The organism is Streptomyces sp. NPDC005423 (assembly GCF_040606415.1).
In the GTDB taxonomy this organism is placed as follows: domain Bacteria; phylum Actinomycetota; class Actinomycetes; order Streptomycetales; family Streptomycetaceae; genus Streptomyces.
This window is the reverse complement of record NZ_JBEXET010000025.1, coordinates 100,700-117,941: the sequence shown is the minus strand read 5'-3', so window position 1 is coordinate 117,941 and position 17,242 is coordinate 100,700. Positions and strand designations below refer to the sequence as shown.

At 68.7% G+C, this 17,242-nt stretch carries 16 protein-coding genes and 2 pseudogenes; 8 read left to right on the top strand and 10 right to left on the bottom strand.

What is annotated here, in order from left to right; translation table 11 throughout:
* Together ABZT12_RS24845 and ABZT12_RS24840 are read left to right on the top strand one after the other, a co-directional pair.
* Nucleotides 1-121: pseudogene (locus tag ABZT12_RS24845) on the top strand (MerR family transcriptional regulator); the annotation flags it as partial.
* 372 nt (nt 122-493) lie between these two features.
* The gene (locus ABZT12_RS24840; RefSeq protein ID WP_356388425.1) at nt 494-1,066 is read left to right on the top strand and encodes a Uma2 family endonuclease; all 573 of its coding nucleotides are present in this window, start codon (nt 494-496) and stop codon (nt 1,064-1,066) included.
* 192 nt (nt 1,067-1,258) lie between these two features.
* Here the strand turns inward: ABZT12_RS24840 and ABZT12_RS24835 are convergent, their stop codons facing one another.
* Nucleotides 1,259-2,083 carry an alpha/beta hydrolase gene (locus ABZT12_RS24835; RefSeq protein WP_356388423.1) on the bottom strand — a complete coding sequence of 275 codons (825 nt, stop codon included), beginning with the start codon at nt 2,081-2,083 and terminating at the stop codon, nt 1,259-1,261.
* Nucleotides 2,084-2,284: 201 nt separating this feature from the next.
* Between ABZT12_RS24835 and ABZT12_RS24830 the strand changes: the two genes are divergently transcribed.
* Together ABZT12_RS24830 and ABZT12_RS24825 are read left to right on the top strand one after the other, a co-directional pair.
* Entirely contained in the window at nt 2,285-3,505 is a 1,221-nt protein-coding gene (locus ABZT12_RS24830; protein WP_356388421.1) for a helix-turn-helix domain-containing protein, read from the top strand.
* Between the two features lie 34 nt (nt 3,506-3,539).
* Nucleotides 3,540-4,394: an alpha/beta hydrolase gene (locus ABZT12_RS24825; protein ID WP_356388419.1), complete on the top strand. Its 855-nt coding sequence runs from the start codon at nt 3,540-3,542 to the stop codon at nt 4,392-4,394.
* 144 nt (nt 4,395-4,538) lie between these two features.
* On the opposite strand, the gene ABZT12_RS24820 is transcribed toward ABZT12_RS24825, so the two are convergent.
* Both ABZT12_RS24820 and ABZT12_RS24815 read right to left on the bottom strand, forming a co-directional pair.
* Nucleotides 4,539-5,000: an SRPBCC family protein gene (locus tag ABZT12_RS24820; protein WP_356388417.1), complete on the bottom strand. Its 462-nt coding sequence runs from the start codon at nt 4,998-5,000 to the stop codon at nt 4,539-4,541.
* A gap of 218 nt (nt 5,001-5,218) precedes the next feature.
* Nucleotides 5,219-6,739, bottom strand: a complete 1,521-nt coding sequence (locus ABZT12_RS24815; protein ID WP_356388415.1) for an alpha/beta fold hydrolase — start codon at nt 6,737-6,739, stop codon at nt 5,219-5,221.
* 142 nt (nt 6,740-6,881) lie between these two features.
* Between ABZT12_RS24815 and ABZT12_RS24810 the strand changes: the two genes are divergently transcribed.
* Nucleotides 6,882-7,802 carry a MerR family transcriptional regulator gene (locus ABZT12_RS24810; RefSeq protein WP_356388413.1) on the top strand — a complete coding sequence of 307 codons (921 nt, stop codon included), beginning with the start codon at nt 6,882-6,884 and terminating at the stop codon, nt 7,800-7,802.
* Between the two features lie 26 nt (nt 7,803-7,828).
* Here ABZT12_RS24810 and ABZT12_RS24805 read toward each other — a convergent pair whose 3' ends face one another.
* The 3 genes and pseudogenes from ABZT12_RS24805 to ABZT12_RS24795 form a co-directional block, all read right to left on the bottom strand.
* Nucleotides 7,829-8,431 carry a helix-turn-helix domain-containing protein gene (locus ABZT12_RS24805; protein WP_356388411.1) on the bottom strand — a complete coding sequence of 201 codons (603 nt, stop codon included), beginning with the start codon at nt 8,429-8,431 and terminating at the stop codon, nt 7,829-7,831.
* Nucleotides 8,432-8,775: 344 nt separating this feature from the next.
* Nucleotides 8,776-9,572, bottom strand: a pseudogene (locus ABZT12_RS24800) (IS5 family transposase).
* Between the two features lie 39 nt (nt 9,573-9,611).
* Entirely contained in the window at nt 9,612-10,409 is a 798-nt protein-coding gene (locus tag ABZT12_RS24795; protein ID WP_356388409.1) for an HAD-IB family hydrolase, read from the bottom strand.
* 408 nt (nt 10,410-10,817) lie between these two features.
* Between ABZT12_RS24795 and ABZT12_RS24790 the strand changes: the two genes are divergently transcribed.
* Both ABZT12_RS24790 and ABZT12_RS24785 read left to right on the top strand, forming a co-directional pair.
* The gene (locus ABZT12_RS24790; RefSeq protein WP_356388407.1) at nt 10,818-11,672 is read left to right on the top strand and encodes an alpha/beta fold hydrolase; all 855 of its coding nucleotides are present in this window, start codon (nt 10,818-10,820) and stop codon (nt 11,670-11,672) included.
* Nucleotides 11,673-11,697: 25 nt separating this feature from the next.
* Nucleotides 11,698-12,819: an LLM class flavin-dependent oxidoreductase gene (locus ABZT12_RS24785; RefSeq protein WP_356388405.1), complete on the top strand. Its 1,122-nt coding sequence runs from the start codon at nt 11,698-11,700 to the stop codon at nt 12,817-12,819.
* Between the two features lie 572 nt (nt 12,820-13,391).
* Here ABZT12_RS24785 and ABZT12_RS24780 read toward each other — a convergent pair.
* Complete coding sequence (locus ABZT12_RS24780; protein ID WP_356388431.1) at nt 13,392-13,676, bottom strand: helix-turn-helix transcriptional regulator; 285 nt, start codon at nt 13,674-13,676, stop codon at nt 13,392-13,394.
* Between the two features lie 331 nt (nt 13,677-14,007).
* Between ABZT12_RS24780 and ABZT12_RS24775 the strand changes: the two genes are divergently transcribed.
* Complete coding sequence (locus ABZT12_RS24775) at nt 14,008-15,360, top strand: MFS transporter (protein WP_356388403.1); 1,353 nt, start codon at nt 14,008-14,010, stop codon at nt 15,358-15,360.
* A 179-nt stretch (nt 15,361-15,539) separates the two neighbouring features.
* On the opposite strand, the gene ABZT12_RS24770 is transcribed toward ABZT12_RS24775, so the two are convergent.
* The 3 genes from ABZT12_RS24770 to ABZT12_RS24760 all read right to left on the bottom strand — a co-directional run bounded on the left by ABZT12_RS24770 (nt 15,540) and on the right by ABZT12_RS24760 (nt 17,226).
* Nucleotides 15,540-16,184 carry an AAA family ATPase gene (locus ABZT12_RS24770; protein ID WP_356388401.1) on the bottom strand — a complete coding sequence of 215 codons (645 nt, stop codon included), beginning with the start codon at nt 16,182-16,184 and terminating at the stop codon, nt 15,540-15,542.
* Nucleotides 16,181-16,891, bottom strand: a complete 711-nt coding sequence (locus tag ABZT12_RS24765) for an HAD-IB family hydrolase (RefSeq protein WP_356388399.1) — start codon at nt 16,889-16,891, stop codon at nt 16,181-16,183. The genes ABZT12_RS24770 and ABZT12_RS24765 overlap by 4 nt, the downstream gene beginning before the upstream one ends.
* Before the next feature lie 77 nt (nt 16,892-16,968).
* A complete protein-coding gene (locus ABZT12_RS24760; RefSeq protein ID WP_356388396.1) occupies nt 16,969-17,226 on the bottom strand; it encodes an acyl carrier protein in 258 nt (85 codons plus the stop codon).
* Nucleotides 17,227-17,242 lie beyond the last annotated feature (16 nt).

Sequence of the window (17,242 nt, the reverse complement as noted above, 5' to 3'; positions counted from 1 at the left end):
CCAGGGCACCCCCATCGAAGCCGCCTGCCGCATCATCATCCTCGAAGACCAGCTCGAAGAAGCCCAGCGCCTCAACGCCGAACACCGCCGTCCCGCATCCCCGCACACGGCCGACATCTGACCCGCCGTCCGCCCGCGGAGCCTCCGGCGAACGAGTGGACACCCCCGAGGCCGGACAGCGGGGACAGCGGGAACCCGGTCCGCAGGAGAGGCGGGTACGCAGAAGCAGGTCTCCCCTCCCTGCGCCGACCTCCCGGAGAAGGAGGTACCGCATCGGGAGGCCGTCAGGAACCCGCGGCCCACGGGCCCACGGCGTCGGTCAATTCCTCCAGCAGGCCGGCGGCGGAGGCCCTGCGAGCGGCCGTCTCCGGCCCGGCGGCGACCCGATCCGCCGCGTCCGCCGCAGTAAGGTGTCACCTGTTGCGTGGCTTGTGCTGCGTTCCGGGATCAAGGCCCCTTGGCCGTTTTTTGAAGGAGCCTGGAGGAAGCTGCTATGACCGCCGAACTTCCTGACTGGATGCTTCCGCCGAGGCCGAGCGGCTGGGAGGCGGACGACCTTGACCATCTACCGCAGGCACCGCGGCACACCGAACTCATCGACGGAGCCTTGATCTTCATGATGTCGCCGCAGCGGTCCTGGCACGCCCGGATCGTGGAGAACCTGACCTTCGCCCTGCGTCAGGCGGCTCCTGCGGGGTTCGAAGCCGAGCGGGAGATGACTGTTCGCCTCGACAGGAAGAGCCGTCCCGAACCGGACATCCTGGTCACCACCGCCTCCTACGACCCGGACCGCACCTGGTTCGCGCCCGAGGACGTCGTCCTGGTTGCCGAGGTCGTCTCCGAGGAGTCGGAAGACCGTGACCGTTCGCTGAAGCCCTTCAAGTACTCCCAGAGCAGGATCCCGCACTTCTGGCGCATCGAGGACGAGGCCGGATCCCCCACTGTTCACACCTACGAACTCGACGACATGACGCGCACCTATGTGCCCACCGGGATTCACCGAGGCCGGCTGCGGCTCTCGGTGCCCTTCGCTCTCGACGTCGATCTCGATGCCCTCGTGCCCTGAACCGGGGCTCCGGCCGAGGCCGGTGCCGTGCCGCCACGACAAGCCCGCCACCATCGACGTGGAGGCCGGCAGCCGTGACGACCACCGACACCCGGCTCCACAGGAAGACCCGCCCGCGTCTCATGGCACCCGGCCGCCCCCACGAGGGGGCGGCCCCGGCGGTGCCGCCCGCCGGCGTCTTCGGGGCGGCTGTCAGTTCTTGAGGAATTCCAGCAGGTCGGTGTTGAGCTGGTCCTTGTGGGTGTCGGTGATGCCGTGGGGGGCACCGGGGTAGACCTTGAGCCGGGCGCCGGTGATCAGGGCCGCCGATGCCTTTCCGCCGACCTCGAACGGCACCACCTGGTCGTCGTCGCCGTGGATCACCAGGGTGGGGACGTCGAACTTGGCCAGGTCGGCGCGGAAGTCGGTCGCCGAGAACGCGGCGATGCTCTCGTAGGCGTTGCGGTGGCCGGCCTGCATGCCCTGGCGCCAGAACGCGTCCTGCATGCCCTGGGAGGCCGACTGCCCGTCCCGGTTGTTGCCGAAGAACGGTCCCGCGGCCAGGTCCTTGTACAGCTGGGAGCGGTCGGTCAGCGACCCGGCCCGCAGACCGTCGAACACCTCGATGTCCACCCCGCCGGGGTTGTCGGGCGTCTTGAGCATGAGCGGCGGCACGGAGGAGACCAGCACCGCCTTGGCGACCCGGGCGCTGCCGTGCCGGCCGATGTAACGGGCCACCTCGCCGCCGCCGGTGGAGAAGCCGACCAGGCTGACGCCGTTCAGGTCCAGGGCGTCGATCAGGGCGGCCAGGTCGTCGGCGTAGGTGTCCATCTCGTTGCCGTGCCACGTCTGGGTGGAGCGGCCGTGGCCCCGGCGGTCGTGGGCGATGACACGGAACCCGTTCTCGGCCAGGAAGAGCATCTGCGCCTCCCACGAGTCGGAGTTCAGCGGCCAGCCGTGGCTGAGGACGACCGGCCGGCCCGTGCCCCAGTCCTTGTAGTAGATCTGCGTGCCGTCGGTGGTCGTGATGTGCGGCATGGAACGTCTCCTGCTGTCGGCGGTGAGCGGCATGGAAGGACGCCGTCGCGAGCGCGTCGTTTCGACTGGTGATGAGCGACAGGGCCTGTGGTGGGCGCCGTTCCTGCCGGCACTCACCACTCTGCCAGCAGCGCTGCCGCTCTTCCTCCCCCGGCGGACGAGCGTCAGCGGACGGTCTTCCTACTTTTGTAGGATGGCCGGGTGGCGACAGGGGACGACGATGTGCAAGTACTCGTGGACCGGCTGTCGCGCCGGTTGCGCCGTTCGGTGGCCATCAACGATCCGGAGGTACGGGCGCTGTACTACAGCGCTCACTTCGGCGACGAGGACGCGATCCGGGTCACGGCGGTGCTACGGCGCCAAGCCGACAGCAAAGCGGTCGGGTACATGCTGGCCAGCGGCACCGCCACCTGGACCAAAGCCGGCGTGGTGCCCGCCAACCGGGAACTGGGCATGCGGGCCAGGTACTGCCAGCCCGTGCGCTGGCGCGGCGAACCGGTGGGCCTCCTCGTCGTCATCGACGCCGACGGCTCCCTGAAAGCCGACGAGAAAGCCGCGATCAAGGACGTGAGCGACACCGTCGCGGCGCTGCTGGTGGCCCGGCGCGAGCACCAGGCCATCGACCCCGCGGTGCAGGAACTCACCGTGCTCGACCTGATCAGCTCCGACCCCGTCGCCCGGCGCCGGGCCACCGCCGAACTCACCGCCGGCGACCGTGCCGAGCGGTTCACCCACGTCACCGCCATCGAACTGACCTGCACCCGGGCCACGGACAACGCCGGCGCCAAACACGTCGAGGTCGCCCTGCGCAACGCGGTCGCCACGGAACCCCGGCTGCGCCGCGCCGCGGTCCTGAGCACCGTCTGCGACGACATGGGACTACTGCTCCTGGGCTCCCGGGACATCCCTGACCTCTCCGTCCTCAAGGAGCACGCCGAGGCGATGATCAAACGCAGCGCGGACCTGGCGGCGGGACGATTCCGCTGCACCGCCGGCATCGGCTCCACCGTGCCGGGACTGATCCACGCCGCCGACAGCGCGGCCCAGGCCCGGCTGGCCTGCCGCACCCGGGCCCTCCCGCCCTGCCCGGTCACGGCCTGGAGCGAACTCGGCCCGCTCGGCCCGCTCCTGATGATCCCGGCCGATCAGCTGACCCCCGCCCTGCTGCCCCACGAACTGCAACTGCTGCGCGCCGCCGACCCCGACGGACTGTTCCTGCGGACCGTCAGCGCCTACCTCGCCCGCGCGGGCTCCGGTCCCGCCGCCGCCGATGACCTGCACATCCACCGCACCACGCTGTACTACCGGCTGAGTAGGATCACCGAGTTGACCGGCCTCGACCTGGCCGACGGCACCACCAGGCTCGCACTGCATATCGGCCTGACGATGATGACGCTCATGGACGAGCCGATCCGTACCTAGTGCCCCCTCGTCCGCAGCACGAAAGGCCGTACCGATGGACACCGCCCCCGCCACCGCGACCTTCACCACCCGTGACGGATGCGCCCTGGCCTACCGGGACACCGGCGGCCAGGGCATACCCCTGGTGCTGCTGCACGGCTGGTCCCAGTCCCAGGCGACCTTCGACCGGCTGCTTCCCCTGCTCCGCCCCGAGCGGCGCGTCATTACCTACGACATGCGCAACCACGGGATCTCCGGCCGCACCGACAACGGCGCCCGCGTCGCCACGCTCGCCGCCGACCTCGACCAGCTCCTCACCCATCTCGGCATCGGCCGGGCCCATCTCCTGGGCCACTCCATGGGCGCCTCGGTGCTCTGGTCCCACCTCGAACTCTTCGGGCCCGACCGCGTCCGCTCGCTGGTCATCGTCGACCAGCCCGTCGCCTGCACCGTCCTGCCCTGGCTGGACCCGGCCGACGCGGCACAGTTCGGCGCCATCCTCGACTACGACGGTGCCGCCGCGTTCGCCCGCTCGATGCTCTTGGCGGACGCCGGGAAGGCCAGGCACGACTTCCTGACCTCCATGCTCACCAAGGACATCCCCGCGCAGGACCTGGAGTGGCTCTACGCGCAGAACCTCCTCCTGCCGATGCCCTGGGGCGCCCGTCTCCTGCTGGACCACGTCATGCAGGACTGGCGGGACGTCCCTCCCCGCATTCCCGTGCCGACGCTGGTCATCGGCGGTGAGGTCAGCCACGTCGCACCCGCTTCCCAGGCATGGACGGCCGCCCACACCCCTGACGCCGAACTGCGCATCCTGAACCGGGAAGAAGGCGGGGCCCACTTCGCCTTCTTCGAGTCCCCCCGCGAATTCGCCGACACCCTGCGGGACTTCCTCAAGAGGAACTGAGCGAGCCGGAGATCCCCCCGTGACGGTGACTCGCGGACCCGGCCGTCTCCGCCCGCCTGGGTGTTCTCCTGACCGTGACCGTGTGCTGTCGCGGCCAGGAGAACGGCAGCGCCGGGCGGCTGCCGGCCCGCCACGCGGCGAGGGTCACCGCTCCGCGTAGGCGGCGAGGTTCGCCAGCGAGGAGCTGAGCCCGGCAGCGTGGTCCTCCGCGGAGATACCGTCCGGGACGCCCTCCGCGGTGATGTCCACACGTGTCCCCGCACCGGCGGCGCTGACCTCCCAGGTCATGGTCATGGTGCCGGCGTAGGCGGGGTCCTCGGAGACGAACTCCACCGCCTGCACGACCCGTTCGCCGGGGACGACCTCGACGAAGCGCCCCTCGACGATGTCGGAATCCGCGGTCGCCTTGCCCGGTGCGCCGGACGGGTCGCGGTAGGTCAGCACCAGCAGGTACGAGCCGCCCGGCCGGGCATCGAATCGCTCGAACCTGCCGGTCATCCCACCGGGCGGGAGCCATGCCAGGAGCGCCCCGGGATCGATCAGAGCGTCCCAGACGCGTTCAAGTGGCGCGGCGATCACCCGCGACGCCCTGTCAGTACGTGGCATGGGGTGACCCTAGCGCCCTCTGTTTCCTTGTCGTCGGCCATGACCAGCAGCGTCCGGATCGTCCGCCGCCCGGCCCTCTTCGGTGCCGGGCGGCCCCGTGAACTCGGCCTGCCGCACGCCCCGTTCGCCCCGGCGCGGGGCCATGTGAGGTGTGGTGCCTGCTCTCCAGTTCGGCAGGTCGACTCCCATCGGCGGGGCCACGGCGCGCGGCCCGGATCTCAGCCGGTCAGGTGGGTCACCACCGAACGCATCGCGTGGCGCAGGGCCGAGCGGGTCTCCTCGGTGGCATCGAGGGTCTCGAAGCCGTGGCGGCCGTTGGGGACGTCGACCAGTTCGAGGTGCGCCCCGCACTCCTTGGACGCGGTCACGAACGCCTCTACGGTGGCGGCGATCTCGGGTGTCTCGCGCCCCGCACGGAGAAGGACGACGGGCAGGGCGCCCGCCTGCGCGAGGGCACCGACCGGGTGGAACCGGCCGTCGGAGAGCCCCCAGTTGGGCAGCGGCGCCAGGATCGGGTAGGTGGCGGCCAGGCAGCGCAGCCAGGCGGGGGGCTCCCTCAGCCAGTCCGCGGTGAGCAGGCCCCCGCCGGAGAAGAACCACAGGGCGACCCGGTCGGCGTCCACCCGGGGATCGGCCCGTACCAGTTCCACGGCGGCGGCGACGTCCGCGGCGGCGCGTTCGAAGTCGCCGACATCGTGCAACCGGTGGTTCAGGGTCACGCCGGCCAGGCCCTCGGCGGCCGCCAGGCGGGCGTACCCCACCAGGGTCGGCCAGTCGCGCGGGGCCGGCCGGGCTCCGGCGGGCACCGGGCCGCCGTGCACGAAGACCACGGCCGGGCGCGGGCCCTTGGCGTCAGAGATGTACAGGTCGACATGGTCCCGGCGGTCCCGGGGCAGCTCGGGCACCTCCAGGGGGAACGGCCGCAGGTGCGCGGGCGTCGCGGCGGCGCCGACCGGTCGAAGACGGCGCCCCTCGCCGGCCGCGGCCCGCAGCAGGACGTCCGCCAGCGCGGCGGGGCAGGACAGCATCGGCCAGTGTCCGGTGGGCAGTTCGAAGAAGGTGACACGAGGGTCGGCCAGGGCCGCCATCACGGGGTCGCCGAGATCGGCGAGCTGTTGCACCACGTCGACGCTGACGCCGTTACGGGTGCACAGCACCCCGGTGGAGGGCACCGCGGCAGCCGCTCCGGTCAGCCGCAACGGCTGGAGCAAAGTGCCCAGCGGCTGCGGCGCGGCAAGGGCGCCGAGCCGCTCCAGCGCCGCGACGGAGAGGCCCGCGGTACTGCCCCAGCGCTGCCACCCGGCACCGGAGGGCGGGGCCAACTCGCCCTCCAATTCGTCGCGTTGGGCTCGGTCGGTCAACTGCGCGCGCAGGACCTGGTCCGGTACGGCGGCCAGGGCCGGGACACCGTTCCGCGGCATCCCGCAGTCCAGGTACACGACGCGGGCGACGTGCTGAGGCCGCCGGTCGGCGGCACCGAGCACCGGATGGATGCCGTAGTCGTGGCCGACGAGCACGATCTCCCGGCCGGGCGCCGCGCCCACCGCGTCGATCGCCGCGATCACGTCCTCGATGTGCGTCTCCAGCCCCACACCGGCCGAGGCGGCGGGGCGGCCCGCATCGACCCCGGTGAGCGGGACCGCGTACGCCTCGCCGCCCGCAGCGGCCAACCGCGCGGCTGTCTCCTGCCACACACCAGCGCCGGTGAACACGCCCGCCACCAGAATGAACACGGTCATGACTGTCTCCTCGGGTCGCACCTGACGTCACGCCGGTCGCGTACGTCCAGGCCCGCGGACCCGGAAGCAGGAGGGACCGCGTGCGCGGATACCGTAGGAACTCCCCCAGAGGGAGGTTCAACTGTCGTCGCACGAGGTTTCCTTGAGCATCGGTGAGCTCGCCGCGCGCGCGGGTGCCACCGTGAAAACGGTCCGCTTCTACTCCGACCGCGGTCTGCTGCCCGAGACCTCCCGCAGCGGCGGCGGGCACCGCCGCTACGGCCATCAGGCGTTGGAGCGGCTGCGACTGATCCGTTCCCTGCGCGCCCTGGGTCTGCCGCTGCCCGAAGTGCGCCGGGTCCTTGAGGACGAGGGCGCGGCGGGCGGTGTGCTGGAGGACGCCGTCGCGGTCCGCCTGCGCGAGCTGGGCGGTGAACTGAAGGCGTTGCGCTGGCGGGAGGCGGCGCTGCGGCTGGTGCGGGAGTGTCCGCCCGCGGAGCAGGCGGACCGGCTGCGACTGATCGGCGCGGTGAACGTCCCGCCGAGCACGGCGCCGCTGGCCCGGTTCTGGCGTGCCTGGCTGCCGCCTCGGATGCCGGCCCGGGCGACGTCGGCGTTTCTGGAAGTGGCCGTTCCCCAGCCCCCCGACGAGCCGGACCCGGCGCAGGTGCTCGCCTTCGCCCGGCTGCACGCGATGACCACGGCACCCTGCCCGGGTGGCCGGCGGCCTCAGCCGGAGGTGCACCGGGTGGCCGGCGCCCCCGGGGCGGCCGCGCTGTACGCGGGCCTCAACGAGGCGTTCGAGCTCGCGGGCCCGCGACTGCGCCAGGCACGGGATCCGCACCCGGGCGAGGCACTGGACGCCTACGTGGCGGCGTACGGGAGCGCGTACGGCAGCCGGGACACCCGGCCGTTCCGCCGCCTGCTGGCCGCGCGGCTCGCGGCCGGCCCGCGTCTGGACCGGTACTGGGAGCTGACGGCCGTGGTGCTCACACCGCCGGGCGGCCGGCCGGAGCCGACCCCCGGCGCTGCGGACGAATGGCTGCGCGCGGCACTGGAGCGGGACAACGCCACAGCGGCGTAGCGCACGGGCGAGAAGCTGAAAGTGACCTACAAAGCCACCTGAGCGGTCTCACAGAGCCCCAGCGAGCCGAGTACCAGCTGCCAGACCTCGTCACCTGCATCATGCTGCCGGCCGTCAAAACCTTGCTCCGACACGAAGGTCAGCCCGTATGCGACCGTCAGAAGCAGATGGGCAACGATCTGCGGTGACTGGGCGGCCAACGGTGACGACTGGGGAGCCTCCTGGCGCGCTCGGTCCGCCGCGGCTGTGATCTCGCGGCGGATGTGAGCGAGCAGTTCGGGAGCGCCTCCTGTGGTCCGGGTGCAGTCGGCGGCCAGCCGGACCGTGGCGCGGAAACGGGTGTCGCTCTTCATCTGACGACCGACGGCCAGGGCGAGTTCCTTCAGGGACAGCTCGTTCGCGGCTCCGGAGCGATCCAGGGTGGCCCACGTCTGCGCCGACTCACTGACCAGCGCATCAGCGAGCGCTCTCTTCGAAGCGAAGTGACCGTAAAGCGCCCCCTTGGTCATACCCGAGCGGGTGGCGACGATTGCGAGGTTGGTTGCGGCGTAGCCATGTAGGGCGAACTCTTCGGCAGCGGCGTCCATGATCTGGTCTCGGGTCCGGATGGCTCTCGCTTGTTTGATCAACGTCGAGTTCCTCTCGGTGATGCAAGCGGCTCCCCCGCGTAACATACCTCAGAGAATGTTACCTGGTGGGGTTCTGGGCGAAAACCGCGCTGTCCGCAGTGCGGGATACCGCCCCGGGGATGCGGGCAGGGACTGCGGGCCGACTGCATTGCGGGTGCGGCCCGCTCGGCTTGGCGGCGTGCTCAGGCTTCGATGCGCAACGCTGAGCCGTGGCGCGGAGGCGCCAGCGCCACCCTTCAGCCCCCGGGGCCGGGGAGAAAGTCTTTGCCTGGTCCGGCTTTGAACGCTCAAGCTGGCGGAGCGCTCCTTGATGCCGCGCCACGGAAATGCCTTTAGACGTCGTTTCACTTGGTGAGTCTGCGGTGGTTGATGAGGCTGGTGGCGAGGGCGGTGAAGGCCAGGAAGTGTTCGGCCTTGCGTTCGTAGCGTCGGTGGAGGCGGCGGCATCCGCCGAGTCAGGACATGGTGCGCTCGACCACCCAGCGGTGTTGGCCCAGTCGTTGTGAGTTCTCGACGCCGTGGCGGGCGATGCGAGGAACGATGTTCCGCTCGCGGAGCCATCGCCGCAGGTAGGGATAGTCGTAGCCCTTGTCGCCGTGGAGCTTTGCCGGGCGGCGACGCCGCGGTCCGCGGGGGCTGCGGACGGGCGGGATCCCCATGACCAGGGGCTGCAGGGCCACGCTGTCGTGGGTGTTGGCGACAGAGACGGGCAGGCCGGCACGATCGACGACGAGATGGATTTTCGATCCCAACTTGCCGCGGTCGGTCGGATTCGGTCCGGTCAACTGCCCCCTTTGAGGGCGCGGACACTGACGGAGTCAACAGCGAATCGTGACCAGTCCAATCCTCCCTGAGCACCGAGTTCGTCAAGGATGACGCGGTGCAGTCGGGCCCAGACACGCTGCTGACTCCACCGCGCAAAACGTCGGTAGACGGTGGGCCAGGCCGGACCGAACACCGGCGGCAACTGCCGCCAGGAGCACCCAGACGTGGCCACGAACACGATCGCGGTCAGGCACTCGCGGTCCCCGGCCCGCCGACGGCCTCCGCCCTGCGGACGCACCACCACAGTCTCCGGCACCACCCGCCGAAACAACTCCCACAACTCATCCGAGACCAGATGCTCAGCAAGACTCGTCATACCAACACAACGACATCACCCGCCAAAGGAAACGTCGTCTTACTCGTGGAGGCAGTGATCACTTTCGACGTCTGCGGCGGGGCCGACGTCCCCGCGACCGTGGCCGGCTGTGCCGGGGAGTACCGACCAGCCCTCCTGTCGGGCGTGTCGGAGCAGTACGGGATCCTCGCCCACGACGATTGCGGTGCCCACCGCTCGCAGCATGGCGAGATCGCTTGCGTGGTCCCCGTAGGCGAAGCAGTCCTCGGCTGCCAGACCATGGCGCTCTCTCAGCTCGGTGACCGCCCGGGCTTTGTCGGCGCCGATCATCGTACGTGTCACGCGGCCGGTGAGGAGGCCTTTGTCGTCGACCTCCAGTTCCGTGCACAGCGCCAACTCGGCGTGCAAGGCCTCCGCTGCGGGATCGACGAACGGGTGAGCGGAACCGGAGACCAGCACCACGGTGTGCCCAGCACGGCGGTGTTCCGCCAATGCTGCGACGCCGGCCGAGACGTAGGGTTCGGGGCGGGATGTGAAGTCCGTGTACCAAGCCTGCCCAGCTGCCCGGAGGCTGGAGAGAGCGACGCCCGCATAGAGCTGGTAGTACGCGCGGTTCATCTCGGCCCTATCGGCTCCCCGTCTGCTCAGGTCCGCCAGCTTCTCGAGGCCGGCCTGTCCGCGCGTCCGTCCTGGCCCAGGAGCACCCTCTTTACCAGGTGTCCATAAACTCTCCGGGGCGTTGCAGAGAAAGTCGATCATGCTTTTGCCCGAGAGGAGGGTCTCGTCCAGGTCGAAGAAGGCCAGCCGACTCGGGCGAACCGGGCGGGTCGGGGATGGCGACAGCAGCTTGTGGTGCATCGGACCTCTCGAGCGTGGGTTGGCCGCCCCGGATAAGGGGGGAGGGGACTTCGAACGGCACGTTTGCCAGGGGATGTGCCTCGCCCCTCAGACCTGCGGGCGGGCCGACTGGGAAAATATACCTGCGGGAAGGTCTCTTGGGATGTCGGCAGGCTCAGACACTCGTGCGGTCAAGGGCATACGGTGAACATGCGCCTCCCCTGGCGAGTTGGGGAGCATCTGCCGGGGGAGCGGGCGTGGAGCACCCCCGTCACTCGGCAACCCCCAGCAACGGATGTTGAGTGGCTGTAGACCAAAGGTGTTTCCGGCCAGGGGTGTTGTCCCACCCCCTCTCCTCAAACCTAGTGGTGCCACTGCTAGGAGAAGCTGACTCTTTTACCGTGCGCGCCATAAGAATATGTTCGTTGCATGGTATCGACCAGCCTCACGGAGGCCATCGCGAAGGCCGCGAAGAGCTCTGTTGAACCACTGCGCCTTTTCTGTTTCCATCATGCGGGCGGCCATGAGAAGTCGGCTTTCCTGGGATGGCAGCGAAAGCTGGGGGACCTGGCCGAAGTAGTTCCCGTCAGGCTGCCACATGATGAAGTTGTGCCACATGCGAAGCGAGGAGCCGGGTCCCCGGACGTGACGCGACTGATCCAGAGCGTCAACGACGAAATAAATCCGTGGACCGGCACGCCTCATGTCTTCTACGGACACAGCATGGGGGCGTTGGTCGCCTACCAGGTGACGCGCCTGCGGCAGAAGCTCGCTCTGCCACTGCCTGAGCGGCTGCTCGTCGGCGCCTATCCGGGGCCACATCTGCCTCACCGGCTGGCAGGGGCAACTCGCCTCGCGGACGAGGAGTTGCGCGCACTCCTGCCGGCCGACCCCGCGTACCGCTCCCGCGCGGTGCGCGAGGTGCTGGAACGAACCGCGGTGACACGGCTCCGAACACATCTGGGAATCTGCGACGCCGCCGTGCCCCTACCGGCCAGTGAGGACGTCGGCTCCCCAACGGCCGAAAGCCGTCCACTGTCCTGTCCCATCGAGGTCTTCGCAGGGAAGGGCGACGAGATGGTGACGGCGGCCGAGGCTGCCGCCTGGGAACTGCACACCCAAGTCGGCTGCCGCGTTCACCATATGCCAGGTGGCCACTTCTTCACGCGCGACTCCGTGGAATCGAAGAATGCGTTCTTCGCGTGTCTCGTGACCATACTCGCGGAGTGTGCATCCGTGGAATCTGACGGTGCTCCCGACCGACAGCACCGCATAGCGTCCTGACCGATATCTTTCCTTGGAGGGATTCGTGTACCCCGAACACCTTGAATTCGGCGCCTTTCTGTCGCCCATGCACCCCATGGGCGAAGACCCCACTCTGCAGTTTGAGCGTGACCTCGAACTGGCTGAGCATCTCGATCGGCTGGGATACAAAGAATTCTGGGTCGGCGAGCATCACTCGATGGGCTGGAACACGATCGGCAGCCCCGAACTGATCGTTGCGGCAGCGGCGAGCCGCACCAGCCGCATCACCCTGGCAACCGGGGTGACCACGCTTCCCTACCACCATCCCTTCATGGTGGCCAGCCGCGCCGTGCATCTCGACCATCTGACCCGGGGCCGCTTCGTCCTGGGCGTGGGCGCCGGAGGCATCCCCACGGATGCCCGCATGATCGGCCGTGAGATGAGCGAACTGCGCGGCTCCTTCGGGGAGGCACTGGAAGCGGTCGTCGAACTCGTCAATGGCGAGGAGCGAGTGACGAAGAAGACCTCATGGTTCACCTTGCAGGACGCCAAACTCCAGCTGTCGCCCTATCGTCCGGAGGGGCTGGAGATCGCCGCCGCCAGCGTGGCCTCCGGCAACAGCATGCGACTGGCCGGGCGCCACGGCATCAGTACGGTTTCGTTCGGCGCGCCACGGCCGGGGCACCCCCGCCCTGACATGCGCACCCAGTGGGCCTACGCGGAGGAGTCTGCGGCCGAACACGGGAAGACCGTCGACCGCAAGAACTGGCGTATCACCCTGCCCGTCTATGTGGCCGAGACTCGCGAACAGGCGCTGCGCGACGTCCGCGAGGGCTACGACCGCTGGGCCTACGGATACTGGGGCGATATCCGCGGCCTGGACGTGAGCGTGCCGGGAGTCGACCGGGCACAGGCCCTGGAGGCTGCCATCGAGGCCGGCAGCGTGCTGGTGGGCTCCGTGGACGATGTGGTCGGCGGGATCCAGCGGCTGCGCGAGGAAGTCGGGGGTTTCGGCACCCTGCTCGTCTACGCACAGGATTGGGCCGACTGGGAGAAGACCAAGCGGAGCTACGACCTCCTGGTCCGCTACGTGGCCCCCCGCTTCAACGGCTCCACCAAGCGCCTCTACGAAGCAGTCGACTGGTACCGCGGCAACCGCGACCTCTTCCCGCAGCTCATTCCGTAGACCGGTCAGCCCGCTCTGGTGGACGGCCCGGCGTCCACCAGGACCGTGCTCTCTCCACCCCGTAACCAGGTCAGGAAGCAGCAGTGCGGGGTGCTCATGAATGCCGCGTCATGAGTCCACGAACATCGACGACGTCCTTCATGCCCACCGGAGTCGGGGGACACGACCTACTCTGGGGCGGGCCCCTGCCTCCCAGACCAACGGTCGCTGCGCGGCGGCAGCTCACCTGGCCGCCTTACTGACGCTTCCTCAGTGCGAGGTCGTCGCCGTCGGCATCACGCGCCAGGGCGGCGTGCGAGAAACCGCCCGCATCCCGACGTCGAGGCCGTGGCGGTCGTCGTCAAGGTTCCCCGCCATGGGGAGCTGGTGGCCACGGCTCTTGAGGCAGGCAAACACGTCTTCTGCGAAACAGCGGCCCAGAATGCGGCGCTTGGGGAGGACATCCGCGACGGCGGGAGCCCGTCGGCGAGCTTCGCCGACGAGCCGGCCATGCGCCAGCTGCTGAATGCGCTGTGGCGTTCTGCCCGCATGGGACGCAGGATCCGACCGGCTGGCGGGGCCGCAGGCCCTGTTCAGTGCTCCGTGGCCGCCGACGCGCTGACGACGGCGGCGAGCAGCCCGGGAAAACGCCGCGCGAGGTCGTCGGCACGAAGCTCGTTCATGCGTGAGGTACCGACGTAGTACTGGCGGATGACGCCGGCGTGACGCAAGACCTTGAAGTGATGGGTGCCGGTGGAGCGAGACACCGAGATGTCGAAGGTGCCGCAGGCCATATCACTTGAAGCCTGCGCGAGTTGGCGCACGATGCTGCGGCGGACCGGGTCCACGAGCGCTTCCAGAACGCCCTGCAGGGTCATGGCGCTCGCGTCGGGATGATCCGTGATGCGTTCTGTGGCGGTCCGTACGGTCACGGTTGCCCACCTCCTCGGATTTCTCCACCATACTACGACATCTGTAATACGTTGATGAGCGTCATACGTTGACAGTCGTCAACGTATGGAGTTCAGTGGTCACGTAGGTGTTCGGCAAGGCCCAAGCCAGCCCATGGGGACTGCAGTTGGGCGGTCGCCCCCCCCGGCCCCTCCGCGGGCACATCCCCCGACCTCTGCAGGAGTAGTAAAGATGACTTCAGTCCAGACCGGAGTGACACCCGCGCCTGCGCCAGGGAAGCGTGAGGTGTCAAGCGGCTTGAAGATCACAGCACTGGCCACCGGCTTCGTCATGGCGACCCTGGATGTCACCGTGGTCAACGTCGCCGGCGCCACCATCCAGGAAAAACTGCAGACCACCCTGACGCAGCTCACGTGGATCGTCGACGGCTACGTACTGACCTTCGCCTCGCTCCTGATGCTCGCCGGCGGACTGGCCAACAGGATCGGTGCGAAAAAGATCTACCTGTGGGGGATGGGTGTCTTCTTCGTCGCCTCCCTCGCGTGCGCCCTGGCGCCCAACCCCGAAACGTTGATCGCCGCCCGCTTCGTCCAGGGCGCCGGTGCAGCCCTGTTCATGCCCAGCTCCCTGTCCCTGCTGGTCTTATCTTTCCCGGAGAAGCGCCAGCGCACGAAGATGCTGGGCCTGTGGTCGGCGATCGTGGCCACCTCCTCCGGGCTGGGCCCCACGATCGGCGGCCTGATGGTGAGTGCCTTCGGCTGGGAGTCCATCTTCCTGTTGAACCTGCCGATCGGCGTACTCGGCATGTATATGACCAACCGTTACATTGCACCCGTCGAGACCCGCGCCACGCGCCTTGCCGTTCCCGGCCACATCACCTGGATCCTGCTCCTCGCCGCCATCAGCTTCGCCCTGATCGAAGGCCCCCAACTGGGTTGGGCAGCCGGGCCGGTGACCGCCGCCTACGCGGTCGCCGTCGTGGCCGCGGCCGCCCTCGTCATCCGCGAGCGGCGCGCGACCAATCTCGTGATGCCGTGGCTGCTCTTTCGCCATTCAGGCTTTGCCGGCGCCAACATCGTCGGCTTCCTCTTCAACTTCGCCCTCTTCGGCTCGACGTTCATGCTCGGGCTCTACCTTCAGCACGCCCGCGGGGCATCACCATTCGAGGCAGGCCTGGAACTGCTCCCGATGACCATCTTTTTCCCCGTGGCGAACATCGTCTACTCACGCATCTCTGCCCGGTTCTCCAACGGCATGCTGCTGACGACGTTCCTGCTGCTCGCTGGAGTCGCCTCCCTGACGATGGTCACCATCTCCTCCGGCACGCCCTACTGGGTACTGGCCGTCGCCGTGGGCGTGGCGAACATCGGGGCGGGCATCATCTCGCCGGGCATGACAGCGGCGCTCGTCGATGCCGCCGGCCCTGAGCACGCCAACGTGGCCGGCTCCGTGCTCAACGCCAACCGTCAGATCGGCTCGCTCGTCGGCATCGCGGTCATGGGTGTCATCCTGAACTCCATCGCGGACTGGAACCACGCTGCCGCCCGGTGCTTCCTCGCCGTCGCCATCGCCTACCTGCTGGGCGCCCTCGGCGCCTGGCGGCTCATCGCGCACCCGGAACAGCGCCTTGCCTCAGCGGCGGCAGCCTGACCCGTCTTCTAGCCGAGCACACCGCCACCCTGCAGGACGGGCCGAGCCACCCGCCGGGGGCCGGCCCGTCACAGGTCCGACGGCTCAGGCAGGCCAACTGCGCGACGGCCCGCCCGGCCGCCGCGCAGTGCGCAGACTGCGCCTGTGGCGCTGTGCACCGATCGGAGTGTCCCGGAAGGTCAGGGGGCCGAACGGTACGATGACGGGCAGGCGGCCACTAGACGGTGGCACTCCTCAAGACGCTCCTGAAGAGTTCCCGTGACGATGTGGACCGGCACATCCGCCTGGCCCAGAGCCTCCAGGAGCAGCTGATCTGAGATCGCCCGGAAGGCTTCACTGATGGGCCGAGGCAAGTCGGCCAGCGGCCCTTCTGCCGGGACGTGCACCACCAGGTCGTAGCTCTCCTGGGCATGAGCTGTCGCCAAGTGCCCGATCTGGTCGGCAACCTCCTCGAAAGCTGCCAGCGCCCCGGACCTCCGGACGGATGGAAGGCGCGCATTTTCAGCGGGAAACCGCCCGAGCGCCAAGCGTACCTTCGCATACACCCACTCGTGGAGAACAGATCCGTCCGAGATGAAACCCTGGGGGAGGAGAGCCTCGCCTACCCGCCGCTCGGTGAACCGGCGCACAGTCAGCTGCAGCAACTCCGCTTCGGTGCAGTCTTCCAGAGACTTTCCCGCTCCTCCCAGGGGATCGCGCATGGCCATGCCGTGCGTCCGCGGTAGATGTGTGGTCTGCGCGAGTTGCGTCGTCAGGGTGGTCTTGCCGTTGCCGTAGGCGCCGACGAGGGCGACCCGCAGAGCCCTGTGCTGCACCGTTGTCACTGCCGCGCCCTTTCTGTGGAGCACATCTGTTCCCCGCCGGCCGCTAGGCGGGACCACCCGCACTCAGCCGCGTGGCCGATCATCTCGGCGTCGCTGCCCACGACGACGGGATGCCCGACCATCTCCATGTAGGGAACGTCTGAGATGTGGTCGCCGTAGGCGAAGCTCTGCTCCAGGTCCAGACGATGCTCGTCAGCCAGGCGGCGTACCGCGTCCGCTTTGGCCGCGCCGATCATCGGAGTGTCGATCGCGCCAGTGAACACTCCAGCCCTTACCTCGGGGCGGGAGCAGAGCAGAACGTCAGCCCCGAGATGCTCTGCGATGGGGTTCAAGCATGCTGCGAACGAACCCGAAACGAGCACCATCAGATGCCCAGCGGCAGCGTGAGAACGGAACTCGGCGAGGGCTGACTCGATGAAGAATCGCGGACGACCGGCCCTGCCAGCGAACCACTGGGCTCCCTCTTCGGCGACCGAAGAGACCGGTACGCCCTCGTACATTTCATAGTAGGCACGGCATCGTTGGGTCCTGTCCGCGCCGGCACGCGCCATGTCGTCGAGCCGTTTCCTGAAGAGCGAATACTCCCCGGGGCGCCCACGGGCAGTTAGATGGTGAGTGAGCAACTCGAACATAGTGGTGGCATTGAGCAGGGTGCCGTCAACGTCGAAGAAGGCTGCGGCACGAGTGGCGTACCTCGTGAGGTTCATAGCGAATACTTCCGATTGCATCTGAGCGGGAGGACATGCTGCCCACCCCGCCCAGATAGGTGTCATCTGTGTACCCGTCAGGCCGTGAGCGTGCGGCTCTTGCTGTTCACCAGAGCGGCGGTCGCCTCGATGGTTTCGGCCTCGGCCAGCTCCTCATCGGTGATCTCGACGCCGTAATCGCGCGTGAGGATCACTGCCAGCTCGACGAGGACGAGCGAGTCGAATTCCAGCGATTCAAAGTCAGTTGCTCCGGAGAGCTCCGCGTCTCCTACGTCGAAGGTTTTTTCGATCAGTGCGCTGATCTGCTGGGTAGTAGCCATCTCGCCCTCACACATCGATGTAACTTTTACG

What these genes read in the sequence shown, in the direction of transcription:
- ABZT12_RS24825 (WP_356388419.1), top strand. Translation starts at nt 3,540, where the DNA reads ATGGACACCGCCCCCGCCACCGCGACCTTCACCACCCGTGACGGATGC.
- ABZT12_RS24840 (WP_356388425.1), top strand. Translation starts at nt 494, where the DNA reads ATGACCGCCGAACTTCCTGACTGGATGCTTCCGCCGAGGCCGAGCGGC.
- ABZT12_RS24780 (WP_356388431.1), bottom strand. Translation starts at nt 13,676, where the DNA reads ATGACCCTGCAGGGCGTTCTGGAAGCGCTCGTGGACCCGGTCCGCCGC.
- ABZT12_RS24835 (WP_356388423.1), bottom strand. Translation starts at nt 2,083, where the DNA reads ATGCCGCACATCACGACCACCGACGGCACGCAGATCTACTACAAGGAC.
- ABZT12_RS24760 (WP_356388396.1), bottom strand. Translation starts at nt 17,226, where the DNA reads ATGTGTGAGGGCGAGATGGCTACTACCCAGCAGATCAGCGCACTGATC.
- ABZT12_RS24815 (WP_356388415.1), bottom strand. Translation starts at nt 6,739, where the DNA reads ATGACCGTGTTCATTCTGGTGGCGGGCGTGTTCACCGGCGCTGGTGTG.
- ABZT12_RS24765 (WP_356388399.1), bottom strand. Translation starts at nt 16,891, where the DNA reads ATGAACCTCACGAGGTACGCCACTCGTGCCGCAGCCTTCTTCGACGTT.
- ABZT12_RS24790 (WP_356388407.1), top strand. Translation starts at nt 10,818, where the DNA reads ATGGTATCGACCAGCCTCACGGAGGCCATCGCGAAGGCCGCGAAGAGC.
- ABZT12_RS24820 (WP_356388417.1), bottom strand. Translation starts at nt 5,000, where the DNA reads ATGCCACGTACTGACAGGGCGTCGCGGGTGATCGCCGCGCCACTTGAA.
- ABZT12_RS24795 (WP_356388409.1), bottom strand. Translation starts at nt 10,409, where the DNA reads ATGCACCACAAGCTGCTGTCGCCATCCCCGACCCGCCCGGTTCGCCCG.